A 23,443-nucleotide genomic window follows, 5' to 3' on the forward strand; every position below is an offset into this window, starting at 1 on the left:
GCACGACCCCACCAGCGGGATGCCTGCGCTTGCCCACTCGGTCCCGGCCACCGGCCCATGACGATCCTCGAGTTCTCGGGGTAGTTCTCCGGGGCGGTCGTACGCTGTTTCCGTGTCCAAAGTGGTGCACACGGCCCGGCGCCTGATCCTGGGGCGGGCGCTGCGCAACGAACGCCTGGGCGAGCAGTTGCTCTCCAAACGGCTCGCGCTGCCGATCTTCGCCTCCGACCCGTTGTCCTCGGTGGCATACGCCACCCAAGAGATCCTGCTGATCTTGTCCCTGGGCGGTTTGGCGTACCTGTATCTCACCCCGTACCTGGGTGCGGCCGTGGTGGTACTGCTGGCGGTGGTGGTGCTCTCCTACCGGCAGGTGGTGTACGCCTATCCCAGTGGCGGCGGATCCTATGAGGTCGCGCACCGCAATCTCGGACCGTCCGCGGGGCTGGCCGTGGCCAGCGCCCTACTCATCGACTACGTGATGACGGTGGCCGTGTCGGTGGCGGCCGGGGTGGACAACCTCATCTCCGCGTTGCCCTCACTGAATCCTCATCGGGTCGGGCTGGCCGTCGGCTTCGTCGTCCTGCTGACCGCGATGAATCTGCGCGGGGTCAGGGAATCCGGCAGGGCCTTCGCCATCCCCACCTACGGATTCATCGCCGGGGTGCTCATCCTGATCACCACCGGCCTCATCCGGGTGGTGCTCGACGACGCGCCGGTGGCGGAGAGCGCCGGCTACCTGATCGAGCCGGAGCACTCAGGGATCACCGGGCTGGCTCTGGTGTTCTTTGCCCTGCGCGCGTTCTCCTCCGGCTGCACCGCCCTGACCGGGGTCGAGGCAATCTCCAACGGCGTCCCCGCATTCCGTAAACCCAAGAGCAGCAACGCCGCCAAGACATTAGTGGCGATGGGCGCCACGGCGATCGTGATGTTCTCCGGCATCACGGCGCTGGCGATCATCAGCAAGGTGCGGATCGCGGAGAACACGTGTGACCTGGTGGGCTTTGCCGGCGACTGCGAGTCCGACCCCCAGCGCACCGTCATCGCACAGATCGCCGCCGCCGTGTTCGGGGGCAGCACCAATGTCGGGTTCTTCTACATCCAGGCGGCCACCGTCTTGATCCTGATCCTGGCCGCGAACACCGCCTACAACGGGTTTCCGCTGCTCGCGTCGATCCTCGCCCGCGACCGTTACCTACCCCGCCAGCTGAACACCCGCGGGGACCGCCTGGCATTCAGCAACGGCATCATGCTGTTGGCACTCGCTGCCACCGGACTCATCGTCGCCTTCGACGCCTCGGTCACCCACCTGATCCAGCTCTACATCCTCGGGGTGTTCACCTCCTTCACACTCAGCCAGGCCGGGATGGTGCGGCACTGGAACCAACTCCTCGCCACCGCGCCCGACCGTCAGGAAGCACGCCGCATCCGCTCGCGGCGGGCCATCAACGGCGCGGGATGCGTCCTCACCGGCATGGTGCTGATCATCGTGACCGTCACCAAGTTCACCCAGGGCGCCTACCTGGTGGTCATCGCGATGCCGATCCTCTTCTTCCTCATGAAAGCAGTGCAGCGGCACTATGACCGAGTTGCCGTCGAGCTCGTCGTCGACGAGGACAGCTTCACCCTTCCCTCGCAGGTGCACGCCATCGTCTTGGTCTCCCAGCTGCACAAACCCGCCGCCCGCGCCCTCGCGTACGCGCGAGCCACCCGGCCCTCGGACCTCGAAGCGGTCACAGTCCAGAGCGACGACACCGCCCGCCTCCAACAGGACTGGTCCCGCCACGACATCCCGGTGCCGCTGAAAGTCCTGGCTTCCCCGTACCGCGAGGTGACCCGCCCGATCGTCAACTACGTCAAGAGCATCCGCCGCGACAGCCCCCGCGACGTCATCACCATCTACATTCCCGAGTACGTCGTAGGACACTGGTGGGAGCAGATCCTGCACAACCAGAGCGCGCTGCGCCTGAAAGGGCGACTCCTCTTCACTCCTGGGGTGATGGTCACCAGCGTGCCATGGCTGCTGGACTCTGCCGCCCGGGTCCCACACCCGGACGCGAGACCCGCCCCGGGAGACATCCGGCGCGGCGCACTGCCCGCGGGAACCCCGACACCCGACAACCCGAGCCAGGAGCGTCGGTGACATTTCGACAACCGCGGTGGTGCCGCAAACAGAACATCAATACTCCGGCCGTCGATGTCAGGTAGGCGTCAAGAACCGGGCAGCTCCGAACGGCACGGCGTAGTTGTTGGAATCAGGTAGATCCGCCTGAACCACCGGCAACGGTTCACTCGATCGAGGAGATTGAGATGACAATCCGCCATCAGAGCACCTTCGTCCGCCATCCCTTCCACCCGTTCGTCGACATGCAGCGAAAGCAGAACGTCGTTGTCAACCTGACGTCTACGGGTATCGATGCCGTCGGCGATCGGACGGCCGAGGAAGCGCTGAAGGCGGTGATCGAGCAGCCACACCTTCAGCTGGTCGGCCTGTGCGTCAGCCTGGGATCCGACGTCACCGATTCCGCCCGGGTCGGCGCCGGAGTCGACCGGATGATTGCACTGATGGAGCAGGTTCACCGCGACTACGACTTGATCCTCACCGAGCTGGTGCTCGAGGAAGAACAAGACCGCTCGAGCGGCCCCGGGACCGGACTCCTCCACCAGGACGAGCTGGTCACGGCCATCAATGAGGCGTTGGACGACGCGTGCGCACGCTACCGGTACCCCCGCCCGAGCATCACGATCATGACGCACCCGACGGTCATCGCGCGGGACGCCGCCGGATGACCGGAAACAATCGGGCAGCCCGCGGCATTCCGCGTCAGACAACAGCAAGCGAGAAAGTACGGCGTACATGCGAAATGGTTTCAGCGGCGAGCTCGGCCTGCTGACGGGTCAGCTCGCCGAGCTCGCTCGTCTCACAGTGCAGTCGATGAGCGATGCGAACGCCGGGCTGCTCGAGGTGGATCTGGCCAGGGCTGAGCGGGCAATCGCCGCGGAGAGGAACATCGCGGCACTGCACGGCGACTGTGAAGGACGGGCGCTGTCGATGCTCGCTCTGCAATCTCCCGTGGCCACCGATCTTCGAATGCTCTTCTCCGCCATTCGGATCAGCGCAGATCTTGCACGGATGGGTGGGCAGGCGCGCCATGTGGCCGAAGCGGTCCGCCGCCGCTTCCCCGACAGCGTCGTTCCGCCCGAGACACGCGGCCAGTTCCTCGAGATGGGCGTGCTCGCCACCGCGATGGCGGACCGTGCCCGTCACGCGCTCATCGAACCGGATCTGCAGCTGCTCTCCCGGCTGCGCACCGACGACGATCGGATGGACGAGCTACACGCACAACTGACCGCGCTGATCACCGGCGAGTCCTGGCCACACGGCGTCATCAGCGCCGTCGACCTGACATTGCTGGCCGGCTTCTACGAACGGTTCGCCGATCACGCCGTCAACGTCGCCGAACGCATCGTTTTCCTCGTCACCGGGGCCCGTCCCCCCGCGGCGCGGACCCTCGCGCCGAGCGCCTCGATCACCGGAGCGGCGCCCGCAGGCGCCGAGACGATGCGCTACGCCTGACGCTCAGGCCCGGTCGGCGGGCGCCATCAGCACCGGGATCACGAACTGCTCGATCATCGCGCACTCGTCGGCGTCGTCGGCACCGGGCACGGTCAGCAGCGAGACGATCACCCGCACCAACCACCGTGCGCGACGGGAGATCTCGGCATCGTCGCCGCCCGGGGTGGTGGCGAGGAAACTCGCTCCCAGCACCTCGATCACCTCCGAGGTGCCCGCCAGCTCGGACGCGATGCCCGCGTCGCCGATTCCGAACCAGGCGGCCAGCGACGGCGTCGCGCGCACCTCGCGCACCGCGGCGAGCACGGCCGCGGTGATCCGCTCGCGCGGATCCTCGATGCCCGCCACCAACCCGGCCACCCGCTCGCCGAGCCGGCGCGCCTCCCGGTGCACGAAGGCCAGGTGCAGCGCGCGACGGTTCTCGAAGTAGCGATACAGGGTCGCCCGCGAACACCCGGCTGCCCTGGCCACCTCGGCCATGCCGGTCGTCGCGACACCACGCTCGACGAACAGCCCCGCGGCCGCGTCGAGGATGCGCTCCGCCGCGAGATCGGTGCGTTCGTCGCGCAGCCAGGTTCCGGAACTCATGGCCGGAACGGTACGTGCGTGGGCCGCCTCACGTAATTGCCGGCCGCGTACTCGACGCCGTCGACGTCCACCTCGAAGTCGGGGCAGCGGGCCAGCAGTTCCTCGAGCGCGACGCGGGCCTGCATGCGCGCGGCCGCGGCGCCGAGGCAGTGATGGCTGCCGTGGCTGAAGGTCATGATCTGGCGGGGCGCCCGCAGCACATCGAGTTCCTCGGAGTTCGCGCCGTACGCCCTGGGGTCGCGGTTCGCGGATCCGTAGACCAGCAGCGTCTTGCGGCCGGCCGGAATGGTGACGCCCTCGATCGTGACGTCGCGGGTGGTGGTGCGGGCCAGACCCTGGACGGGCGAGGTGAGGCGCAGCAGCTCGTCGATGGCGTCGGGGATGCGGGACGGATCCTCCAGTAGCAGCGCGCGCTGGTCGCGGTGCTGGGTGAGCAGCGCGGAGGAACCGCCGAGCATGCCGGTGGTGGTGTCGTTGCCGCCGGTGACCATCGTGAAGGCGAACCCGAGGATGGACAGGACGCCCGCGAAGTCGCCGTCGGCGGCGATCCCCGCGGCGACGAGGTGCGAGATGGTGTCGTCCGCTTCCCTGCCCGCGGCGACATCGGCCTTGCGCCGTTCGATCAGCCCACCGAAGTAGCCCATCAGGTCGCCGACCGCCGTCGCCGCCTCGAGCGGGTCACCGTTGGCGTTGGCGGCGACGATCGCCTCGGTCCAGCCGTCGAACTGGCCGCGGTCCTCCTCCGGCACGCCCAGGTAGTGCGCCACCACCATGCTCGGCAGCGGCTTGAACAGCTCGGTCACGATGTCGCCCCCGCCCGCCGAGCGCAACCCCTCGATGCGCTCGACGACGAACTCGCGGACCGCCGGCTCCACGGCCTCCACCTGACGCGGCGTGAACCCCCGGGCGACGAGGCGCCGGAAGTCGGTGTGCTCGGGCGGGTCGAGCATCACCAGGGGCGGGTTGTCCCTGAGCCCGATCTTGTCGAGCTCGCCGTAGCTCGTGGTCAGCCCGTCCGCGGACGAGAAGGTCTCGTGGTCGCGGGCGGCCGTGTAGACGTCGGCGTGCCGGGTCAGCACCCAGTAGTCGTCGGCGGGCGACGCCTCGGGCACCACATGATGCACCGGGTCGTGCTCGCGCAACGCCGCGTACATCCCCCAGGGGTCGCGCCAGGTCTCGGCAGAGCGCGGAACATAGGCGGCCTTGCCGGACATCATCGTCGTCATGTGCCGAGAATGAGACACATCACCAACTTTGTCAATCACCCGTCGATCCACCGAATCCCCTCGCGACCTCCGCCACGGCCCGTCAGACCGGATACCGCGCCAGCGCCTCGGCCCCGCCCACGTTCAGGATCATTCGGCGCAGCACCTTCACGGTGGTGACGTAGTCGGCATCGTCGATGCCCGCGTGGATTTCGCCGCGCAGGCCGGGCAGCTGTTCTTTGACCTGGGCGTGCGCCAGCCGACCGGGCTCGGCCAGCCGCAACCGGCCCGCGGCATCCCTGGTGAGCAGGCCGCGCGCGACCAGATCGGCGGCGTCGGGCTCCGGCTCGTCCTGCGGGAGCAGGTAGGAGCTCATGCGCTCGGAGAGTTCCGCGACGGTCAGACCGGACTCGGCCTCCTCGGCCGTGGCCAGGTCCTCGGGATGCAGGTTGCGGATGATCCAGTACTGCGGCTGGGTGAGGCCGCGCGCGGCCAGTGAGCGGCGGATGAAGGCGATGACCTCGGTGTGGGCCGCGTCGGTCCACTGGCCGATGGGAAGCCGGGCCAGAGTGCTGTCGTCGAGTTCTGTCGTGTGTGCCATGACCACAGCTTGTAGTCTCAACCTAGGTTGAGGTCAAGTCAGGATCATTCCCCGTCGTACGCGCGCCGCAGCGCGTTCACGTCGAGCTTCTTCATCTGCAGCATCGCCTGCATGGCACGCTGCGCCTTCTCGGGATCGCCGGTGACCATCATCTCCTCGAATCCAGGCGGAACGATCTGCCAGGACAGCCCGTACTTGTCCTTGAGCCAGCCGCACTGGACCTCCTGCCCGCCGTCCGCGGTGAGCTTGGCCCAGTACTCGTCGACCTCCTCCTGCGAGTCACAGTTGACGAGCAGGGAGATCGCCTCGGTGAAGTTGAACTGCGGGCCGCCGTTGATCGCGTTGAACTGCTGCCCGTTCAGCTCGAAGTCCACGGTCATCACGCTGCCCTCCGGACCGGGCGCGCCGGCCGGGTAGCGAGCGATCGTCAGGACCTTCGAGTTCTTGAAGATCGACACGTAGTAGTTCGCGGCCTCTTCGGCCTGGTCGTCGAACCAGAGTGAGGGATTGATCTGCATCGCTGCCTCCCGGGTCGTGGTGAATCCACTCTCACATGTTGTGACCCGGGAGGCGGCGAGAACTCATCGGCTCCGAGCGCGGCCATCGGTGAACGGTCGGGATCAGCTCCCCAGGCCGGGCAGCTTGGCCGTCAGCACGCTGGCATCGAGCACCTGCGCGCCGGTGGTCTTGGTCCAGACGATGGCGCCGTGCGTGTACATGCGGAACCGGCCCGCCTCGTCGGGCATCGCCAGCTCCGGCCCCACCGGCGCGCCGAGCACGCCCAGGTGCCCGCCGAGCTCGGCGTACTTGCGCTCGATGTCGGTCGGCTCCAACTTCCCGGTCGGGTCGGCGTTGTCGACCCCGGGTGCCGCCAGCGCGGAGGCGGGCGGCGGCGCGGCGGGCCCGACGCCCTCGGTGATGGTGAACCAGTCGGACTTGAGCCCCAGCTTGGTGCGCGCCTCGTCGCCGGTCACCTCCTTGGTACCGGTCGAGCCCGCCACCCTGAGCCCGGTGACCCGTCCGCCGTCGGCGCCGAGGTTGTTGCGCGAGGTGACCTCGATCGAGTGCAACTCGCCGACGCCGAAGGCGGTGGCGATCTCGCCCGCGGTCAGGGTCTGCGTCCACTTGTGGTTGGGCGACTCGGAGTCGCCGAGGTCCTCGACCGCCCCGAATGCGCCGCCCGCGCTGTACCCGCCGGTGGACGCCGAGAACTCGGCCGATACCGGCTTGCCCTCCTTCATCAGCACCTTGCCGGTGGTGGATCGGACCGCCTCGGTGGTCTTGGGATGTTCCTTGGACGAGCCGCCGTACACCTGGCAGTCCTGCGTGTCGCAGGTCTCCGCGTAGGCGTAGCGGTGCTCGGCCGCCGCGTAGGACCGCGCCGCGACGGCCTGCGCGCGCAGCGCCTCGGCGCCGCCGGTGTCCGCCCACTCGGCCTTCGACTCCGCAGGCACGACACCGAGCAGGTAGTCCTCCATGCCCACGTGGTTGACGACCCGGGGCGCGTCGCCCTCGAGCGCGACGCCGAGCGAGCCGCGGAACGGCACGCCGCCGCCGCACAGTTTCAGGTGTTCGTTCGCCGGGCGATCGAGGCCGAGGTCGACCGGATCCACCCACGGGTGGGCGGTGGACTCCTGCCACAGCACCTCGCCGTCGCAGCCCCTGGTCACGACGACCGTCGCGCCACCGCCCGGGTTGGCGGTCAGGTGCGCGGCCTCCCCCGGCGCCACGGTCCGGCCCGCCACCCCCATCGGGGAATCCGAGAACACGTCCAGACCCTTGCCGTCCAGGCCCATGAGCCGGACGCCGATCGCCTTGTCCCCCAACGCTTCGAGCGTGGTGCCGCCGTAGTAGTAGCCGAGAATCCGTTCCGCGGTCCAGCCCTGCTTGGCGTAGCCGTATGCGCCCCACTGCCCCATCCCCCGACCGTGACCGTGGCCGTAGCCGGTCAACGTGTAGGGGGCATCGGCGGCGACCGCCTCGGCGACGTCGGGGCCCGACGACCGGGTGGCGACCACGACGCCGACGGTGCCGCCGACGAGGAGCGCGGGCGCCAACCCCAGAATCGCGGCCCGCATCGCGAACGGTCTCCAGCCGCTCCGCATCGGCCGTCCCACGACGAATTTCTTCCTACGGGTCCTCGCCATACCCTGATCTCCTCATCGACGGAGTTGATCGTCAGCGCGCGACAGCGGGTGACGCGCGGTGGCGCGTACGTGCGGATCTCAAAAGCCTCAAGTTAAGGTTGAGCGTTGGAATGTTTGTGACTAGTGTGGCAAGAGTGACTAACGATGGCAACAACCGTCACACCTGCATCACCAGTTGCTGACAGTGCGACACCCGTGAACCACAACTGAGGGAGTCCGTTTTGCCGTACCGCCGCCCAAAGCCGTCAATCGTTCTCGGCACGGTTGCCGCCTTGGCCATCGCGAGCCCACTCGCGGTCTGGGGCGTCACCAGCACCACCGGCATCCGTTCCACCACCGACTCCGCACCCTCGGCGGTCCCGACGCAGATCGCCGAGGTGGTCCTCGCGCAGGTCCCCGACATCGTGATCCCGCTCAAGGACATCACCGGGCTCGACCTGCCCGACCTGAGGCTCTCCGATCTCAAGAAGCTGCCGATCCCGGCCACGCTCCCCACCGAGATCCCGCTGCCGCAGAACCTTCCGCTGCCCCCGGGTATCGCGCTGCCGCCATCGATCCAGATCCCGCCGCTGCCCGCACCGGGTGACATCGCCGACGGCGCACCGGCTCCCGCGCCGGCACCGGCTCCCGCGCCCGCACCGGCTCCCGCCGCGAGTCCCGAGGAGCAGTTCGGCACCGCGGTCAAGGAGATCACCCGCGACACCCCGTTCAGCATGATCGCGCTGACCTCCGAGCTCGGCGCCGCCTCCGCCAAGGTCCGCGCCAAGCTCGCCGACGGCTCGTGGGGACCCTGGTTCGCCACCGAGAAGGTCGACTCCCGCAAGGACGACAAGACCACGGGCGGCAAGACTGGCACCGAGCCGGTGTTCGTCGGAGCCACCAAGGCCGTCCAGGTGCTGGTCACCAAGGTCGAGCAGGCGGTCGCGGCGCTGCCCGCCTCGGGAACCGCGGACGTTCCCGCCGTTCCGGCGCCCGGCGCCCCGGCCCCGGCCCCGGCGCTGCCGAATCAGCTCGTCCCCGCGGACCCCGCGCAGCTGCCGATGGGCTTCGCGCCCGCCGCGCTGTCGAACCCGCTGCGCGGCCAGGAACCCGCCCCGCAGCCGGAAGCACCGCAGCAGGCACCGGAAGCACCACCGCAGGAGCCCGCCGCGCAGCCGGCGGCCGCACCGCAGGCGAACTCCGCTCAGCAGCTCGCCGAGGCCGTCACCGCCGTGTTGATCGAGCCCGGCACCTCGGCATCGGACAGCACCCTCGGCGACATCGCCTCTCCCCTGGGCAGTTCGTCCGGCCCGAAGGTGATCACCCGCGCGCAGTGGGGCGCCGACGAGTCCATCCGCTGCCAGGAGCCGGTCTACGACGACTCCCTCGGCGGTGCAACGGTGCACCACACCGCGGGCAGCAACGACTACTCCAAGTCCGAATCGGTCGAGATCGTGCGCGCGATCTACGCGTACCACGCCTCCACGCTCGGCTGGTGCGACGTCGGCTACAACGTGCTGGTCGACAAGTACGGCCAGACCTTCGAGGGCCGGGCCGGCGGTCTGGACCGGAATGTCCAGGGCGCGCACGCGGGCGGGTTCAACGAGAACACCATGGGCATCGCGATGATGGGCGACTTCTCCTCGGTGACCCCGCCGCAGGAGACCGTCAACGCGGTCGGCAAGTTCCTCGGCTGGCGACTGGCCAAGGCGGGCCTGGATCCCAAGGGCAACACCACCATGTACTCCGAGGGCACCGAGTTCACGCCCTATGCACAGGGTGAGGCCGTGGATCTGCCGATCATCTTCGCGCACCGCGACGTGGGCAACACCAGCTGCCCGGGCGACGCCGGCTACGCCAAGCTCGGCCAGATCCGCGACATCGCCGCGGCGAACCTGGGCGGCGGCTCGTCCTCCGGCTCCGGTGTGCTCGCCGCCGCACCGAACGGCTCGCCCACCGACAACACGACCCCGGGGCAGACCGACGGCCCGGTCGCCCCGAACGGCGACGCGTCCGGAACCGGCTCGACGGCGGGCGCCATCGGCGCGCTGGTCGGCGAACTGCTCCGGCTGACCGATCCCTCCCCCATCGCACAGAAGTGGATCGCGGAGGGCGGCGACACCGGACGTCTCGGCAACTCGCTGTCCGGTGAGATCCCGGTCAAGGGCGGCAACAAGGTCGTGAAGTTCACCAACGGCGCCATCGCGACCTCCCCGAACGGCGGGGTGTGGACGGTCCTCGGCAAGATCTTCGAGACCTGGCAGTCCTCCGGCCTCGACGCCGGCTCGCTCGGCCTGCCCACCAGCGACGAGTACCCGGTGCCGGACGGCAAGCGCACCGACTTCGAGGGCGGCTCGCTGATCTTCAACGAGCTGACCGGCATCGTCACCACGATCCTCAAGACCTACAACGACGCCTACGCAAAGGCCTACCAGGAAGGTGCGGCGGCGACCCCCGCCGCCGCGCCCGTCGCCGAGGCGGCACCCGCCCCGGTGGCGCCTCCCGCTCCGCCTGCAGCCGCCGAACCGGCACCGGCCCCCGCCGGCTGAGCCACAGGCATCGAACGAGAACATCGGCCCCGCATCGGTTTCCCGATGCGGGGCCGATCCGTATCCGCGGTCGCGCGCCCATGGTGTGGCTGGCCACACCCCCGAATCGCCTGGCAACACCCTCGAATCGCTCCTCGGGCATCGGGAAACATGGTTCCCATGACGACGACCACGCCCCGCGCACCGGCGCTCCGCGAGTTCCTCCGCGCCCCGATCGCCGCGCAGACCTGGCGGGAGACCGGATACCTGGCGGTGACCGCCGTGCTGGCACTCGCAGGCATCACGTATCTCTTCCTCGGCACCGTGTTCGGGGGCGTCCTCGTGATCACCCTGATCGGCATCCCGCTGCTGGCCGCGATGATCGTGGTGGCCAGGGGATTCGGCCACGCCTACCGCACTCTCTCCGCGTGGATGCTCCGCTCGCCGGTGGAGGACCCGCCTCCGTTCTCCCCTCGGCCGGGCGTGCTCGGGTTCATCTGGTCCGGGCTCATCGACCGAACGGGATGGCACGCGATTGCGTTCATGCTGATCAAGACCCTGCTCGCGGCCGCAGCCGTGTGGGGCGCGCTGCTGTTCGCGGTCGTCTCATTGGGCCTTGCGATCTCGCCGCTGCTGTGGTGGCTGATCGACCCCGTGAACTACGACTCGAACGGCGTCGCCCGGCACTCGCTTCTCCAGTTCGGTGACGTGTACTTCGACACCTGGCCGCAGATGCTGGCGCTGTCCGCGGCCGGCATCGCCTGCCTGTTCCTGGCACCCTGGCCGATCCGCTGGCTCGCCGCACTGGACCGGATGCTGATCCGGACCCTGCTCGGGCCGCCGGCCCGCGATGCTCGCGTCGAGGAGCTCGAACGCACCCGCACCGCGGCGATCGAGGACTCGGCCACGAGGCTGCGCCGGGTGGAACGCGACCTGCACGACGGCACCCAGGCCCGCCTGGTGGCGATGGCGATGACCCTCGGTCGCGCCGAGGACCGCATCGCGGCGGGCGAAGACCCCACGGAGCTGGTGCACAGCGCGCACTCCGCCGCCAAGGAGGCGCTGACCGAACTACGGGAGGTGGTGCGGGGGATCCATCCGCCCGCCCTCGATCTGGGCCTGGGGCCCGCACTGCAGACGCTGGCCGCCCGCAGCGCGGTACCGGTCGACCTGGCGGTGTCGGTGGATCCACGGCCCTCGCCGGGCACCGAGACGATCGCCTACTTCTCGGTCGCCGAGCTGCTGACCAATGTGGCCCGGCATTCCGGCGCGAGCAGAGCGTGGGTGTCGGCGACATCCGACAGCGAGGGACTGTCGGTGTCGGTGCGGGACAACGGCATCGGAGGCGCGGCGATCGGCGCCGGCAGCGGCCTCACCGGGCTCGCGGCCAGGGTCGGCACCGTGGACGGATCGCTGCACGTGGACAGTCCGGTCGGCGGTCCGACGTTGGTGACCCTGTCGTTGCCGGTCGACGGGAGACGCTGATGCGGATCGTGATCGCCGAGGACAATGCGATCCTTCGAGATGGATTGGCGCAGTTGCTGATCGAACGAGGGCATGAGGTGGTGGCCATCGTGGGCGACGCACCCTCGCTCGGTGCGGCGGTCGCCGAGCACCTGCCGGATGTCGCGGTGGTCGACATCCGGATGCCGCCCACCTTCACCGACGAGGGTCTCGTCGAGGCGGTGGGTCTGCGTCGGAGATTTCCCGACGTCGGGGTGCTCGTGTTCTCCCAGTGGGTCGAGACCCGCTATGCGGCTGAGCTTCTCGCCGGTCAGGCCGCGGGCGTGGGCTGCTACCTGCTCAAGGACCGGGTCGCGGACGTCGGCGAATTCGTGGACGCCCTGCAGCGGGTGGCGGCGGGCGGAACCGCCCTCGATCCGGAGGTGGTGACCCAATTGATCGGCTCCAGCCGCAAGGCCGACGCCCTCGGCGCCCTCACCCCGCGCGAGCGCGAGGTGCTCGGCCTGATGGCGCAGGGACTGTCCAACGGGGCGTTGGCATCGTCGCTGCACGTGACCGAGCGGGCGATCGAGAAGCACATCGGCAACATCTTCACCAAGCTGGACCTGCCGCCGTCGACCGGTCACCATCGGCGAGTGCTCGCGGTGCTCCGCTACCTCGAGTGAGATCGCGTCGCGCGCAGCACATGTCAGTGCATCAGGCGCCGTAGCTGCCCCCACAACCCGTCGAGCGCGGCCGCATCGTTGCGCAGCTTCGCGAACAGCACCGCGCCCTCGAGCTGCGCGAGCATCGCCCCGGCCAGCTCGGCGGTGGTGCCGTCGGGCGTGAGGCTGCCGTCCGCCGCGGCCTCGTCCAGCACGCCCGCGACGAGGGCGGCCTGCTCGTCGAAGATCGACTGCAGGTCGGCCCGGATGGTCGCGTCCTGCGTCGACAGCTCCAGCGACAGGTTGGCGAACAGGCATCCGTTGATCGCGGCGGAGGCGTGCTCGGCCCGGATGTCGTCGACCTGCATCGCGAACAGCGCCTCGAGCCGGTCAAGCGGTGCGCCGGGCCCCGAGAGCGCCGCAACCCACCGGGCGCGCTGGGTCTGCCAGTGCTCCCGGATGACCTCCCGCGTGAGCGCCTGCTTGGACTCGAAGAAGTGGTAGAAGCTGCCCTTGCGCACGTCGGCGGCCGAGCACACCTCGGCGACGCCGACCCCGGTGTACCCCCGTTCCCGGATCAGGCCGCAGGCGGCGTCGAGCATGCGTTCGCGAGCATCGCTGGTTCGTCCCACGCCGACACAATACAACCGGTCAACTATGTTCCGGTTGACGTTTAGTTGACCGGTCGTCTAGTTTCGACCCGGGCCGAATCCGACTCGGCCGGACAAGGAGCGCCATCGCCATGGCCGACTGGACAGACACACGCTTCACCAGGGACTTCGGGATTCGCTACCCGATCGTGCAGGGCCCGTTCGGGGGTGGGATCTCGCGCGTCGAGCTGACCGCCGCCGTCTCCGACGCGGGCGGACTCGGCTCGTTCGGTGCCCACCACCTCCACCCCACCGAACTCGATGCCACCCTCGCCCAGCTCAGCGCGGCCACCGCCCGGCCGTTCGCGGTGAACCTGTGGGTGCCGCTGCCCGGCGAGCCCCGCACGCTGGACCCACGGACCCACAGCACCCAGACCCACACGCTGGCGCCGTGGTTCCGCCGAGCCGGGATCGAGCCACCCGCCTATCGAGCGCCAGCCCCGCCCGACTTCGAGGCCCAGGTCGAGGTCCTCCTCGAGCGCAGGCCCGCGGTCTTCAGTTTCGTCTTCGGGATTCCGGCGCCGGGCATTCTCGCCGAATGTCGCCGCCGCGGCATCCGAACCCTGGGCGCGGCAACACATCTCGACGAGGGACTGGCACTGCGCGACGCGGGTGTCGACGCCGTCGTCGCGTCCGGCTACGAGGCGGGCGGGCACCGGCCTGCCTTCCTGCGACCGGCCGAGGACTCCATTGCCACCGGCCCGCTCACGGCCCAGCTGTCCGCCGCCCTCGACATCCCGGTGATCGCGGCGGGCGGTATCGCGGACGGGCGGGGTGTCGCGTCGGCGCTGATGCTGGGTGCCGACGCCGTCCAGGTGGGCACCGCCTTCCTGGCCACCGACCAGTCGGGCGCGCCGGCGGCGCACAAGGAGATGCTCCGCTCCCCCCGCGCCCGCTACACGGCGCTGACGAGGGCGTTCTCCGGCCGGCTCGCGCGCGGCATCCGCAACGACTTCCTCGACGAGCACACGGCGACGGATCTCCCGCCGTACCCGCAGCAACTCTGGCTCACCGCGCCCATCAAGGCGGCCGCCGCGCGCACCGGCGACGCCGAACTGCTCGCGCTGTGGTCCGGCCAGGGCGCGCCGCTGCTGACCGGGCGTCGCGACGCCACCGAGGTCTTCGACCACCTGGTCGACGGCACCACCAGCACCCTCCGTTCCTTCGCCATCCCCACCCGAGAAAGAGACGCCTCATGAGCACCGCACGCATCGCAATCGCATTCCACAGCGGGCACGGACACACCGCACGGCAGGCCGCGGCCGTCGCCCGCGGCGCCCGCTCCGCGGAGGGCGCCGAGGTCCACCAGCTCGACGTGACGGACCAGGGGCCGGACTTCTGGGACATTCTCGACGGCGCGGACGCCATCGTCTTCGGCGCCCCGACCTACATGGGCAGCGCCTCCGCGGAGTTCCAACGGTTCGCCGAACAGTCGGCCACCGCCTGGTCGACGCAGGCCTGGCAGGACAAGTTCGCGGCCGGATTCACCAACTCCGCCGGCGTCAGCGGGGACAAGCTGAATACCCTGCAGAACTTCGCCATCCTCGCGGCTCAGCACGGAATGCACTGGATCAGTGTGGGATTGCCGCCCGGATGGCTCTACTCACGCGAGGGATCGGTCGAGGACCTCAACCGGCTCGGGGGCTTCCTCGGCGCCATGGCGCAGTCGCCGTCGGATGCACCGGCCGATGCGGCGCCCTCCGAGGCCGACCTGAGGACGGCCGAGCACCTGGGCCGGCGGGTGGCGGAGACCGTGCTGCGCTCCCGACGCCCCGCGGTCCTGGTCACCGGCTGAGCCGGCCCCCGGTCACCGTCCCCACCAGCGCTCGAGGACCCGGGCCACGCCGTCCGCCGAGTTCGACGTCGTCACCTCGTCCGCGGCCGTGATCGCGTCGAGGTGTGCGTTCGCCATCGCCACCCCGTGCCGGGCCAGGGTGAGCATCGGCACGTCGTTGGGCATGTCACCGAACGCCACGATGCCGGAGACCGGGATGCCCAGCTGCTCGGCGACCACCGTCAGACCGGACGCCTTGGTGATGCCGGGGGCGGACACCTCGATCAGGCCGTTGTCCGTCGAATAGGTCAGGTCCGCGCGTTCGCCGATCAGCGGGGCGAGGGTCGCGGCCATCGCGGCGCTGCTGGCGCCGGGCAGCCGGATCAGCAGCTTCACCGCGGGGTGGGCGAGTACCTCGTCGCCGGACATCTCGGTGTTGTCCGGGTTCAGCCAGGCGTGTTCGTAGCCCGGCGAGCTGACGAACTGCGGGGTGGCCGCGTCGTGCGCGCTGGCCCCGACCCGCTCCGCGGCAAGGCCGCACCCGGGCAAGGCGGCGAGGGCCAGTTCGGCGAGCCAGGCCATCGCGTCGGTGGACAGCGTGACGGCGCTGAGCACCCTGTCGGCGTTGCTGTCGTAGACCACCGCGCCGTTCGCGCAGACGGCCAGCGGCGCGAATCCGAGTTGGTCGACCACCGGCGCGATCCACCGCGGCGGGCGCCCGGTGGACAGCACGAAGGGCGTCCCGTCGGCCACGGCCGCCTGGACGGCGGCCCTGGTCCGGGCGCTGACCTTCTCCTCGTCGTCGATGAGGGTGCCGTCGACGTCGCTGGCGATCAGCAGGGGCTTGGTGTGTCGGTTGTCCTGCACCGAACCCATCATGCCGCAACCAACCGACGGCCCCGACGTCGCCGACGGCGTCCGTGACCCTCCGCGGCCGGGCTCCCCCAGGGTGCAACGCGTTCCACTCACGGCGGGATCCCGGGTCCGAGATGCACCGCCACGCTGGACCGATTGCGATTTCAACGATTTGGTGCCCTCACGAACATGTTCTCCTCTATGGTCCAGGTCACAGAATTTCTTTACTTCTGTGCAACTAACTTCCGACCCGAGCAAGGAGCACTACATGTCCTTCACGCACGTTCGCAGGGGTGCGGTCCCGGTGGTGGCCGCCGCGGCGATGGCAGCCGGCAGCCTGCTGATGGCGTCCCCCGCCTCCGCGGCGCCGACGTCGATCGAGTTCCAGGGCGCCTGCCAGGCGAGGGCGATCCTCACCCAGCACATGTCGCAGCCGCTGGGCATGACGATCGATGCCCCGGCCGCCGTGAAGGTCGGCGAGCAGTTCAGCTACCGGCTCCAGCCGACGGTCAGCACCCTGCCCGACAAGGCTTCGATCGCCACCACCATCGACATCCAGCGACTCAAGATCGACTGGGACCTGCCCGCCAACGCCGAATTCGTTTCCGCGACCGTCGTTCCCGACAGCGGCAAGGGAATCGCGGGAGTCGCGCCGACGGTGATCCGGGTCAACCAGGCCGGCGAACCCGACGCCGCGGGGGCGATCCTGCGCCTGTCCGGTGACAACGAAACCGTTGCCAACGGGCCGAAGTCCAGCCTGAACACCCCTGGCGGCATCTCCGTGCCCAAGACCAAGACCGACCTGGGCGGCAACCCGACCGCCGACGGTTCCACCAATTTCCAGCTGCCGGCAGTCGAGGTCACCGTCAAGGCCATCGACGAGGGCGTCATCACCCCGACCGTCCGCGTTTCGGGCGACTCGGCGAACTACAACAGCGACGCGAACTACGACACCTTCCTGGCTCGCGCCACAGCGTTCAACAGCACCCAGAACGCGCCGACGTTCTGCACCCCCAAGGACGGCACCAGGCCGGCCAACGACGTCCCGGTCAACGCGGGCGGGCAGGCCCTCGCGACCATCCAGGTCGGCAAGGGCGGACCGGTCGACCCGGGCCCCGACCCGGTCGACCCGGGCACCGGTTCCGTCGACCTCGGCTCGATCGGGTCGATCTTCGGATCCTGATCCTGCGGCTGCGCCGCAGTGGTGCGGTTACGGAGTCCCACGACTCCGTAACCGCACCACCGCGCGTCAGCGCAGCTCGGTGACCTTCGGGTCCCGGCCGCTGAGCATGTCCGCGACGGCCTTCGGGCTGGCCAGCCACTCACGGGCGGTGTTCCTGGCCACGGTGATGAAGCGGCAGTCGCAGTCGCCCTTGACGCCGTCGGCATCGATGCCCGCGTCGCGGCACAGCGCCACCGCCCGGGCGACGTGATTTCCCTGGCTGACGATCAGCGCCTTGCGCACGCCGAAGGTCCTCGCGGCGCGCGCACAGGTGTCGTAGGTGTCCAGGCCGTAATCGTCGCCGACGATCAACTCCCGATCGATGCCCTTGGCCACCAGATAGTCGGTCATCGCGGCGATCTCGTCGCCCGAGGTGCCGTTCGCGTCGCCGGAGACCAGCACCGAACTGGCCTTGCCCTCGCGCACCATCTGCGCCCCGACATCCAGGCGGCCGGCGAGGAAGGACATCGGCTTGCCGTCCTTGACCTTGGCGCCGAGCACGATCACCACCGGGGCCTCCGGGGCGTCCTCGGGGTCATAGACGTGCCCGGCCGACGCGACGGCCACCCAGGCCATCGAGCCGAGCAGCACGACACCCGGCACCGCGACGACCGCTCCCGCCACGCGCAGGAGCCGACGCCTCATCGCTGCGCCCGACGTGCCGCCTTTGCCTCGGCCTCGTCGGCGTCCATCCGGTTGGCCTCCTCGAGGGTGGGGGCACCGCCGCCGAGGCGCGCGGGGACCCAGTACGCGCCCGCCGGGTGTTCGTAGTCCTTCTGCAGTTCGTGCAGCATCGACTCCATCGTCGCGTGCAGCTTCGCGGTGAGCTCACTCGCCGGTTCGAACGGCTGGATGGGCTCGCCGACAGCGATGGAGATCGGCGTGTTGGTGCGCCCCAACCGCTTCGGATGCCCCTTGGTCCAGACCCGCTGAGCGCCCCAGATCACCGTCGGGATGATCGGCACCCCGGCCTCGATGGCCATCCGCGCGGCACCGGACTTGAACTCCTTGAGCTCGAAGCTGCGGCTGATCGTGGCCTCCGGGTACACGCCCACCAGTTCCCCGGCCCGCAGGTCGTCGACGGCCGCGCGGTAGGACTCCGCGCCCGCGGCGCGATCGACGGGGATGTGTTTGAGCGCGCGCATGATCGGTCCGGAGATCTTGTTGTCGAAGACCTCCTTCTTCGCCATGAAGCGGATGTAGCGCTTCACGGTGCGCACCGGCAGCCCCGCGTAGGTGAAGTCCATGTATCCGGTGTGGTTGACGGCGATCACCGCCCCGCCCTTGGCCGGGATGTGCTCGTCACCCTTGACGGTGAACTTCAATCCCTCGGCGGCGAACACCACGCGGGCGACGCCGATGATCGTTCTGTAGACGGGTTCCACGTCGGCCAGCGTAGCCCGACGATGGTGATCCGGCCCACCACGGCGACCGCGGGACGGACTCCCCACACCCGTTCCGGGGTGGCGGTCGCCACGCGAGGTGCTCGACGCCCGTCGGTCCGCCTACCCTGGTAGGCGTCGTAAACCCCCAGGAGGACTACCAGTGCAGGTCACCAGCGTCGGACACGCCGGATTCCACATCCAGACCAAGGCCGGATCGATCCTGTGCGACCCCTGGGTGAACCCCGCCTACTTCGCATCGTGGTTCCCGTTCCCGGACAACACCGGGCTGGACTGGGACGCCCTCGGCAACGTCGACTACCTCTACGTCTCGCACCTGCACAAGGACCATTTCGACCCGGAGACGCTCACCAAGCACGTCAACAAGGACGCGACGGTGCTGCTGCCCGACTACCCGGTGCCGGACCTGCGGCGCGAGCTGGAGAAGCTGGGCTTCACCAAGTTCTTCGAGACCGAGGACTCCGTCAAGCACCGCGTCTCGAATGGGCAGGGCGGCGACCTCGACATCATGATCATCGCGCTGCGCGCGCCCGCCGACGGGCCGATCGGCGACTCCGGCCTGGTCGTCTCGGACGGCGAGACCACCTGCTTCAACATGAACGACGCCCGCCCGGTGGACATGGACGTGCTGCACGAGCAGTTCGGCACGATCGACATCCACCTGCTGCAGTACTCGGGCGCCATCTGGTACCCGATGGTCTACGACATCCCCTCGCGCACCAAGGCCAACTTCGGCAAGCAGAAGCGCCAGCGCGGCATGGACCGTTGCCGGAGCTACATCGAGCAGGTCGGGGCCACCTGGGTGGTGCCGTCGGCCGGTCCCCCGGTGTTCCTGGACGAGGAGCTGCGCTACCTCAACGACGACCGCGGCGACGAGGGCAACATCTTCCCGGACCAGATCGTCTTCCTGGAACAGATGCGCATCCACGGCAACGACGGCGGCCTGCTGATGATCCCCGGCTCGGTGGTGGACATCCACGGTTCCGAGGCCGCCCTGACGCATCCGATCCCGGACGCCGAGGTCGACAAGATCTTCAGCGACAAGGCCGCCTACATCGAGGACATGGCGCAGCGGATGGCGCCGGTGCTCGAGGCGGAGAAGGCGTCCTGGGCGCCGGCCGAGGGCGAGCCGCTCCTCGGCCCGCTCAAGGCGAAGTTCGAGCCGATCATGGCGCAGTCGGACCTGATCTGCGACGGCATCGGCTACCCGGTCGGCCTGGTGATGGGCTACGGAGACAGCGCTGAGACCGTGGTTCTCGACTTCCCGAACCGCACCGTGCGCGAGCCGATCGAGGGCGAGGGCAAGTACCGGTATGGCTTCCGGATCGCGCCGGAGCTGGTGCGCACCGTGCTGCGCGACGACGAGCCGGACTGGGTGAACACCATCTTCCTGTCCACCCGCTTCGAGGCCTGGCGGGTCGGCGGCTACAACGAATTCCTCTACACCTTCTTCAAGTGCCTCACCGACGAGCGCATCGCGTACGCCGACGGCTGGTTCTCCGAGGCGCACGACGACTCCGCGTCGATCGAGCTGGGCGGCTACGAGATCCAGCGCCGCTGCCCGCACCTGAAGGCGGACCTGTCCAAGTTCGGCGTCGTCGAGGGCACCAACCTCACCTGCAACCTGCACGGCTGGCAATGGGACCTCGAGACCGGGCGCTGCAAGACGTCCAAGGGCCACGAGCTGCGCTCGTCGAAGGTGTAGCAACGCGCCCGGACGCCTGTTCCTGCGTCAGGGGATGAGGACGAGCCGTCCGCGCAGGCCGCCTTCGGCCAACCGTGCGTGGGCTGCCGCTGCGTCCGCGAGCGGGTAGGTATCCGCGACGCGGGCCACGATTACCCCCTCGTCGGCGAGACGGGAGAGCTCGGCGAGCTGGGCGCCGTCGGCCCGCACGTCCAGAGCGTCGACACGGATGCCGCGCTCGGACTCCGGTTCCTGCCCCGGCCACAAGCCGACGTAGGAGCCGCCGTCTCGGACTGCGGCGATCGCCTCGTGCCCGAGGCCCGCGGCATCGAGCACACCGTCGAAGGCTGCAGGTGCCAGGTTCGCGCCGCGGGGCAAGAAGTCGCCGGCCCCGCGAGAGGCGAGGAAGGGCTCGTCGCCGGCGGAGGCCAGCACAGTGACCTCCAGGCCGTTCCGGTGTGCCAGTTCCACCGCGTGGCCCCCGACCGCGCCGGCCGCCCCCGTGATCAGCAGGCTCTGCCCCTGCCGCAGCCCCAGCATGTCCAGGGACTGAGCGGCGGACAGCGTGTTGAGGGGTAGCGCCGCGGCATGCACATCGTCGAGGGAGGCGGGGGCGGCGGCGATGGCTGTCGCCTCGAGCACGACGTGGTCGGCATGGGTGCCCAGCGGCTCGGTGTGACCCGTGGCGAGACCGATGACCCGGTTCCCGACCAGCCAATCGGCTCCGGCCCCAACGGCATCGATCGTGCCGGCGACGTCCCAGCCCAAGCCGATCCGTTCCTGGCCGCCGCTGCCGAAGACCCCCGACCGCATGGCGGCGTCCACCGGATTCAGTGCGGCCGCGCCGACCTTGATCCTGACCTGCCCGGGGCCCGGCAGGGGTACCGGGATCTCCGTGATCTCGACTGCCTCGGGTCCACCGAAGCGGGAAACGGTTGCGGCACGCATGAACATGGTCTTCCTTACGGGATATGGCGGGTTGCTCTTCAGATGAATGGCCGAGTGCCGAACATGACGGGAGGCATGAATCGAACCGACGACCTCGGCCGTGCAAGGCGCTGTTCAGGCTTCGGCCAGGCGATAGAAAGCGCGGAGGCTGTTCTGTGGTTTACCTGGTTTCACGGCTCTGAACTGGTGTCTTGCAAATGGTGCGTAACCCCATGATGGGACAGTATTGAGTTCGATACAAAAGGCACACGCGTGTGCGGAACGGGAAAGGCAGGTGCGCCATGGAAGCCGATCCGAGCACCGGACAGGCCCGAGCCCTGCCCGGGCCGTGCTCCCGCTGGCCGGCGGAACAGGGGGAGACCATCCGGCAGATCATCGAGCGGGCGGGCAACAAGTGGGCCGTGCTCGTGGTCAGTTCGCTGCATGGCGGGCCCCATCGCTACACCGACCTGCTGCGCTCCATTCCGGGCATCTCCCAGCGAATGCTCACTCACACCCTGCGCCAGCTGCGGCGTGACGGTCTCATCACCAGAACCGCCTATCCCGAGGTTCCTCCGAGGGTGGAGTATGCGCTGACCGATCTCGGCGCCTCCCTGCTCATTGCCATCACCACCCTGATCGATTGGGCGGGCACCCACCACGACGAGATCCAGGAAAATCGCTCCCGATTCGACAAGGCAGAACCCACCACCTGACCTCGAGGCGGTGAACACCGAGACCCCGCGCGCATCAGCGCTGGACGATGATCTCCGGATCCGTGGGCGGCTGATCGAGCACCGTGCCCGACCGGTTCAGCAGGAACTTGTCGAACATGGCCGCGACATACGTGCGAACGAGGGTTGTCGAGCGCTCGGACGCGATGGGCCCGATGTAGCGCGCGGCGGCCGGCTGTACCGCCGCGGGCACCAGCACGGACATGTCGGTGAAGTCGTAGTGCGCTGAATCCCGCATCGTCACTTGACGTTTCCAGCCCGTGGCGTGCTGCCAGAGCGTATCCAGCGACGGCCTGGCATCCCCGACCTCCTCGATCTGCTGGCTCGTCATGACCAGCACCGGGCGGTCCACACCCTCGGTGGCGGCGCGACCGAACTCCTCGTCGACCCCGATCTGACCGTCGAGGTCGACGGCGGCGTCGATACGGCGGTCAGCGTGCATCGATTCGACGGCGGTGTACCCGCCGGACGAGTGGCCGACCATCCCGATCCGATTCAGGTCGAGCGCACGATCGAGACCCTGTGGCAGGTCGCGATGGTCGGCGTCCGGGTTCACCCCCTGAGTGAGCTCCGTCAGCGAGTCGAGGACGAACCGGGTGTCGAGCAGCCTGGCGGCCATGTACTTCTTCCGGATGTCCTTCCCGAAACCCCCCGCGACCGGCGCGAACTGGACGACCATGCCACCGGGGAACTCCACGGCCGGAGCCTCATAGGTGTGGTCGATGGTGACCACCACATAGCCTCGACTGGCCAGGTCCTCGGCCTGGCCGGTCCCGAGCAGACGCGAGACCCCGCCACCAGGTGAATACAGCACGACCGGATGCGCGGAGTCGGTGAGTGCAGGCGCGTCCGTATACGAGTTGGTCAGCAGGCCAGGCAATTCGACTCCCAGACGCTTTTCCAGCCCCGGAACGAACTCGGTGGACACGTAGTGCGCGCGCGGATGCGTGCCGACGTCGGCCGCCGGATAGAACACCGACACCATCAACTCACGTGGCCGATCGGGCTGAAACGGATCCTGTCGCGACTCATCGACGAGATGCAACACGGTCGTTCCCACCGGAGATCGACCGGAAAGCGGCTGAAGGACAGTCACGCCCACCGGTGACGCTCCGGAGGCACCCACACTCCCGAACACCAACGTGCACGCGCATGCGGTCGCGATTGCAATCCGACTGATCAACATTCCCCCACGATGTGAAAAGGCTCCCCGCAGCCTTCAACAAGCCGACCCCCGGACGCTAGCAGGAGAACGACTTTCGCAGACCGGCCTTTCGCCCTGGGTCGCGAGTGCCGACGCCGAAGCTGAAGAACCACACCGTTGTCGGGAATATCACCGGGGCCCGCAGGGTTACACCTGAACACGGTTATTCGAGGCGCGCCATGTCCACGGCCACCACTTCCGGTGGGCGAGCGGGCGATCGCGTAGACCGATGGCACTGCCAGGTCGCGAGCATGACGGAAGCC

Annotated in this window: 22 protein-coding genes; 11 read left to right on the forward strand and 11 right to left on the reverse strand. The window is 69.1% G+C overall.

Annotated features, from left to right (window positions below; translation table 11 throughout):
- The first annotated feature begins 112 nt into the window (after positions 1–112).
- The 3 genes from ACFQS9_RS21440 to phoU all read left to right on the forward strand — a co-directional run bounded on the left by ACFQS9_RS21440 (position 113) and on the right by phoU (position 3,574).
- Complete coding sequence (locus tag ACFQS9_RS21440) at positions 113–2,140, forward strand: APC family permease (RefSeq protein WP_378408416.1); 2,028 nt, start codon at positions 113–115, stop codon at positions 2,138–2,140.
- Positions 2,141–2,307: 167 nt separating this feature from the next.
- Positions 2,308–2,787 (forward strand): type III PLP-dependent enzyme domain-containing protein, encoded by a 480-nt coding sequence (locus ACFQS9_RS21445; RefSeq protein WP_378408418.1) that lies wholly within the window; start codon positions 2,308–2,310, stop codon positions 2,785–2,787.
- Positions 2,788–2,854: 67 nt separating this feature from the next.
- Complete coding sequence (gene phoU / locus ACFQS9_RS21450; protein WP_378408420.1) at positions 2,855–3,574, forward strand: phosphate signaling complex protein PhoU; 720 nt, start codon at positions 2,855–2,857, stop codon at positions 3,572–3,574.
- A 3-nt stretch (positions 3,575–3,577) separates the two neighbouring features.
- On the opposite strand, the gene ACFQS9_RS21455 is transcribed toward phoU, so the two are convergent.
- From ACFQS9_RS21455 to ACFQS9_RS21475, 5 genes are all read right to left on the reverse strand, one after another.
- Positions 3,578–4,159 (reverse strand): TetR/AcrR family transcriptional regulator, encoded by a 582-nt coding sequence (locus tag ACFQS9_RS21455; protein WP_378408421.1) that lies wholly within the window; start codon positions 4,157–4,159, stop codon positions 3,578–3,580.
- On the reverse strand, positions 4,156–5,385 hold the full coding sequence (locus ACFQS9_RS21460) for a cytochrome P450 (RefSeq protein WP_378408423.1): 1,230 nt from the start codon (positions 5,383–5,385) through the stop codon (positions 4,156–4,158). Before ACFQS9_RS21460 ends, ACFQS9_RS21455 begins: the two co-directional genes overlap by 4 nt.
- 82 nt (positions 5,386–5,467) lie before the next feature.
- Complete coding sequence (locus ACFQS9_RS21465) at positions 5,468–5,965, reverse strand: MarR family transcriptional regulator (RefSeq protein WP_378408425.1); 498 nt, start codon at positions 5,963–5,965, stop codon at positions 5,468–5,470.
- Positions 5,966–6,009: 44 nt separating this feature from the next.
- Positions 6,010–6,483 (reverse strand): VOC family protein, encoded by a 474-nt coding sequence (locus ACFQS9_RS21470; RefSeq protein ID WP_378408427.1) that lies wholly within the window; start codon positions 6,481–6,483, stop codon positions 6,010–6,012.
- A gap of 102 nt (positions 6,484–6,585) precedes the next feature.
- Complete coding sequence (locus ACFQS9_RS21475) at positions 6,586–8,112, reverse strand: SpoIID/LytB domain-containing protein (protein WP_378408429.1); 1,527 nt, start codon at positions 8,110–8,112, stop codon at positions 6,586–6,588.
- A gap of 221 nt (positions 8,113–8,333) precedes the next feature.
- Here ACFQS9_RS21475 and ACFQS9_RS21480 point away from each other — a divergent pair, with 221 nt between their 5' ends.
- The 3 genes from ACFQS9_RS21480 to ACFQS9_RS21490 all read left to right on the forward strand — a co-directional run bounded on the left by ACFQS9_RS21480 (position 8,334) and on the right by ACFQS9_RS21490 (position 12,748).
- Positions 8,334–10,640, forward strand: a complete 2,307-nt coding sequence (locus ACFQS9_RS21480) for an N-acetylmuramoyl-L-alanine amidase (RefSeq protein ID WP_378408431.1) — start codon at positions 8,334–8,336, stop codon at positions 10,638–10,640.
- 159 nt (positions 10,641–10,799) lie between these two features.
- Positions 10,800–12,104, forward strand: coding sequence for a sensor histidine kinase (locus ACFQS9_RS21485; protein ID WP_378408433.1), 1,305 nt, complete (start codon positions 10,800–10,802; stop codon positions 12,102–12,104).
- Positions 12,104–12,748, forward strand: a complete 645-nt coding sequence (locus ACFQS9_RS21490; RefSeq protein ID WP_378408435.1) for a LuxR C-terminal-related transcriptional regulator — start codon at positions 12,104–12,106, stop codon at positions 12,746–12,748. Before ACFQS9_RS21485 ends, ACFQS9_RS21490 begins: the two co-directional genes overlap by 1 nt.
- 23 nt (positions 12,749–12,771) lie before the next feature.
- Here ACFQS9_RS21490 and ACFQS9_RS21495 read toward each other — a convergent pair whose 3' ends face one another.
- Positions 12,772–13,359, reverse strand: coding sequence for a TetR/AcrR family transcriptional regulator (locus tag ACFQS9_RS21495; RefSeq protein WP_378408437.1), 588 nt, complete (start codon positions 13,357–13,359; stop codon positions 12,772–12,774).
- A 110-nt stretch (positions 13,360–13,469) separates the two neighbouring features.
- On the opposite strand from ACFQS9_RS21495, the gene ACFQS9_RS21500 reads away from it, so the two are divergent.
- Positions 13,470–14,576 carry an NAD(P)H-dependent flavin oxidoreductase gene (locus ACFQS9_RS21500; RefSeq protein ID WP_378408439.1) on the forward strand — a complete coding sequence of 369 codons (1,107 nt, stop codon included), beginning with the start codon at positions 13,470–13,472 and terminating at the stop codon, positions 14,574–14,576.
- Positions 14,573–15,172 carry a flavodoxin family protein gene (locus ACFQS9_RS21505; RefSeq protein WP_378408441.1) on the forward strand — a complete coding sequence of 200 codons (600 nt, stop codon included), beginning with the start codon at positions 14,573–14,575 and terminating at the stop codon, positions 15,170–15,172. Before ACFQS9_RS21500 ends, ACFQS9_RS21505 begins: the two co-directional genes overlap by 4 nt.
- 12 nt (positions 15,173–15,184) lie before the next feature.
- Here the strand turns inward: ACFQS9_RS21505 and ACFQS9_RS21510 are convergent, their stop codons facing one another.
- Positions 15,185–16,018, reverse strand: a complete 834-nt coding sequence (locus ACFQS9_RS21510; RefSeq protein ID WP_378408443.1) for an HAD family hydrolase — start codon at positions 16,016–16,018, stop codon at positions 15,185–15,187.
- A 256-nt stretch (positions 16,019–16,274) separates the two neighbouring features.
- Between ACFQS9_RS21510 and ACFQS9_RS21515 the strand changes: the two genes are divergently transcribed.
- Positions 16,275–17,189, forward strand: a complete 915-nt coding sequence (locus ACFQS9_RS21515) for an Ig-like domain repeat protein (RefSeq protein ID WP_378408445.1) — start codon at positions 16,275–16,277, stop codon at positions 17,187–17,189.
- 66 nt (positions 17,190–17,255) lie between these two features.
- On the opposite strand, the gene ACFQS9_RS21520 is transcribed toward ACFQS9_RS21515, so the two are convergent.
- Both ACFQS9_RS21520 and ACFQS9_RS21525 read right to left on the reverse strand, forming a co-directional pair.
- A complete protein-coding gene (locus ACFQS9_RS21520; protein ID WP_378408485.1) occupies positions 17,256–17,804 on the reverse strand; it encodes a SanA/YdcF family protein in 549 nt (182 codons plus the stop codon).
- 65 nt (positions 17,805–17,869) lie between these two features.
- The gene (locus tag ACFQS9_RS21525) at positions 17,870–18,613 is read right to left on the reverse strand and encodes a lysophospholipid acyltransferase family protein (protein ID WP_378408447.1); all 744 of its coding nucleotides are present in this window, start codon (positions 18,611–18,613) and stop codon (positions 17,870–17,872) included.
- Positions 18,614–18,773: 160 nt separating this feature from the next.
- On the opposite strand from ACFQS9_RS21525, the gene ACFQS9_RS21530 reads away from it, so the two are divergent.
- Positions 18,774–20,336: a Rieske 2Fe-2S domain-containing protein gene (locus tag ACFQS9_RS21530; protein ID WP_378408449.1), complete on the forward strand. Its 1,563-nt coding sequence runs from the start codon at positions 18,774–18,776 to the stop codon at positions 20,334–20,336.
- Between the two features lie 27 nt (positions 20,337–20,363).
- On the opposite strand, the gene ACFQS9_RS21535 is transcribed toward ACFQS9_RS21530, so the two are convergent.
- On the reverse strand, positions 20,364–21,263 hold the full coding sequence (locus ACFQS9_RS21535; protein ID WP_378408451.1) for an NADP-dependent oxidoreductase: 900 nt from the start codon (positions 21,261–21,263) through the stop codon (positions 20,364–20,366).
- A 281-nt stretch (positions 21,264–21,544) separates the two neighbouring features.
- Between ACFQS9_RS21535 and ACFQS9_RS21540 the strand changes: the two genes are divergently transcribed.
- Positions 21,545–21,958: a winged helix-turn-helix transcriptional regulator gene (locus ACFQS9_RS21540; protein ID WP_378408453.1), complete on the forward strand. Its 414-nt coding sequence runs from the start codon at positions 21,545–21,547 to the stop codon at positions 21,956–21,958.
- A gap of 34 nt (positions 21,959–21,992) precedes the next feature.
- Here the strand turns inward: ACFQS9_RS21540 and ACFQS9_RS21545 are convergent, their stop codons facing one another.
- Positions 21,993–22,961: an alpha/beta hydrolase family protein gene (locus ACFQS9_RS21545; RefSeq protein ID WP_378408455.1), complete on the reverse strand. Its 969-nt coding sequence runs from the start codon at positions 22,959–22,961 to the stop codon at positions 21,993–21,995.
- Positions 22,962–23,443: the final 482 nt, after the last annotated feature.

Source organism: Rhodococcus daqingensis (assembly GCF_042665615.1).
GTDB classification, from domain to species: Bacteria; Actinomycetota; Actinomycetes; order Mycobacteriales; family Mycobacteriaceae; genus Rhodococcus_G; species Rhodococcus_G daqingensis.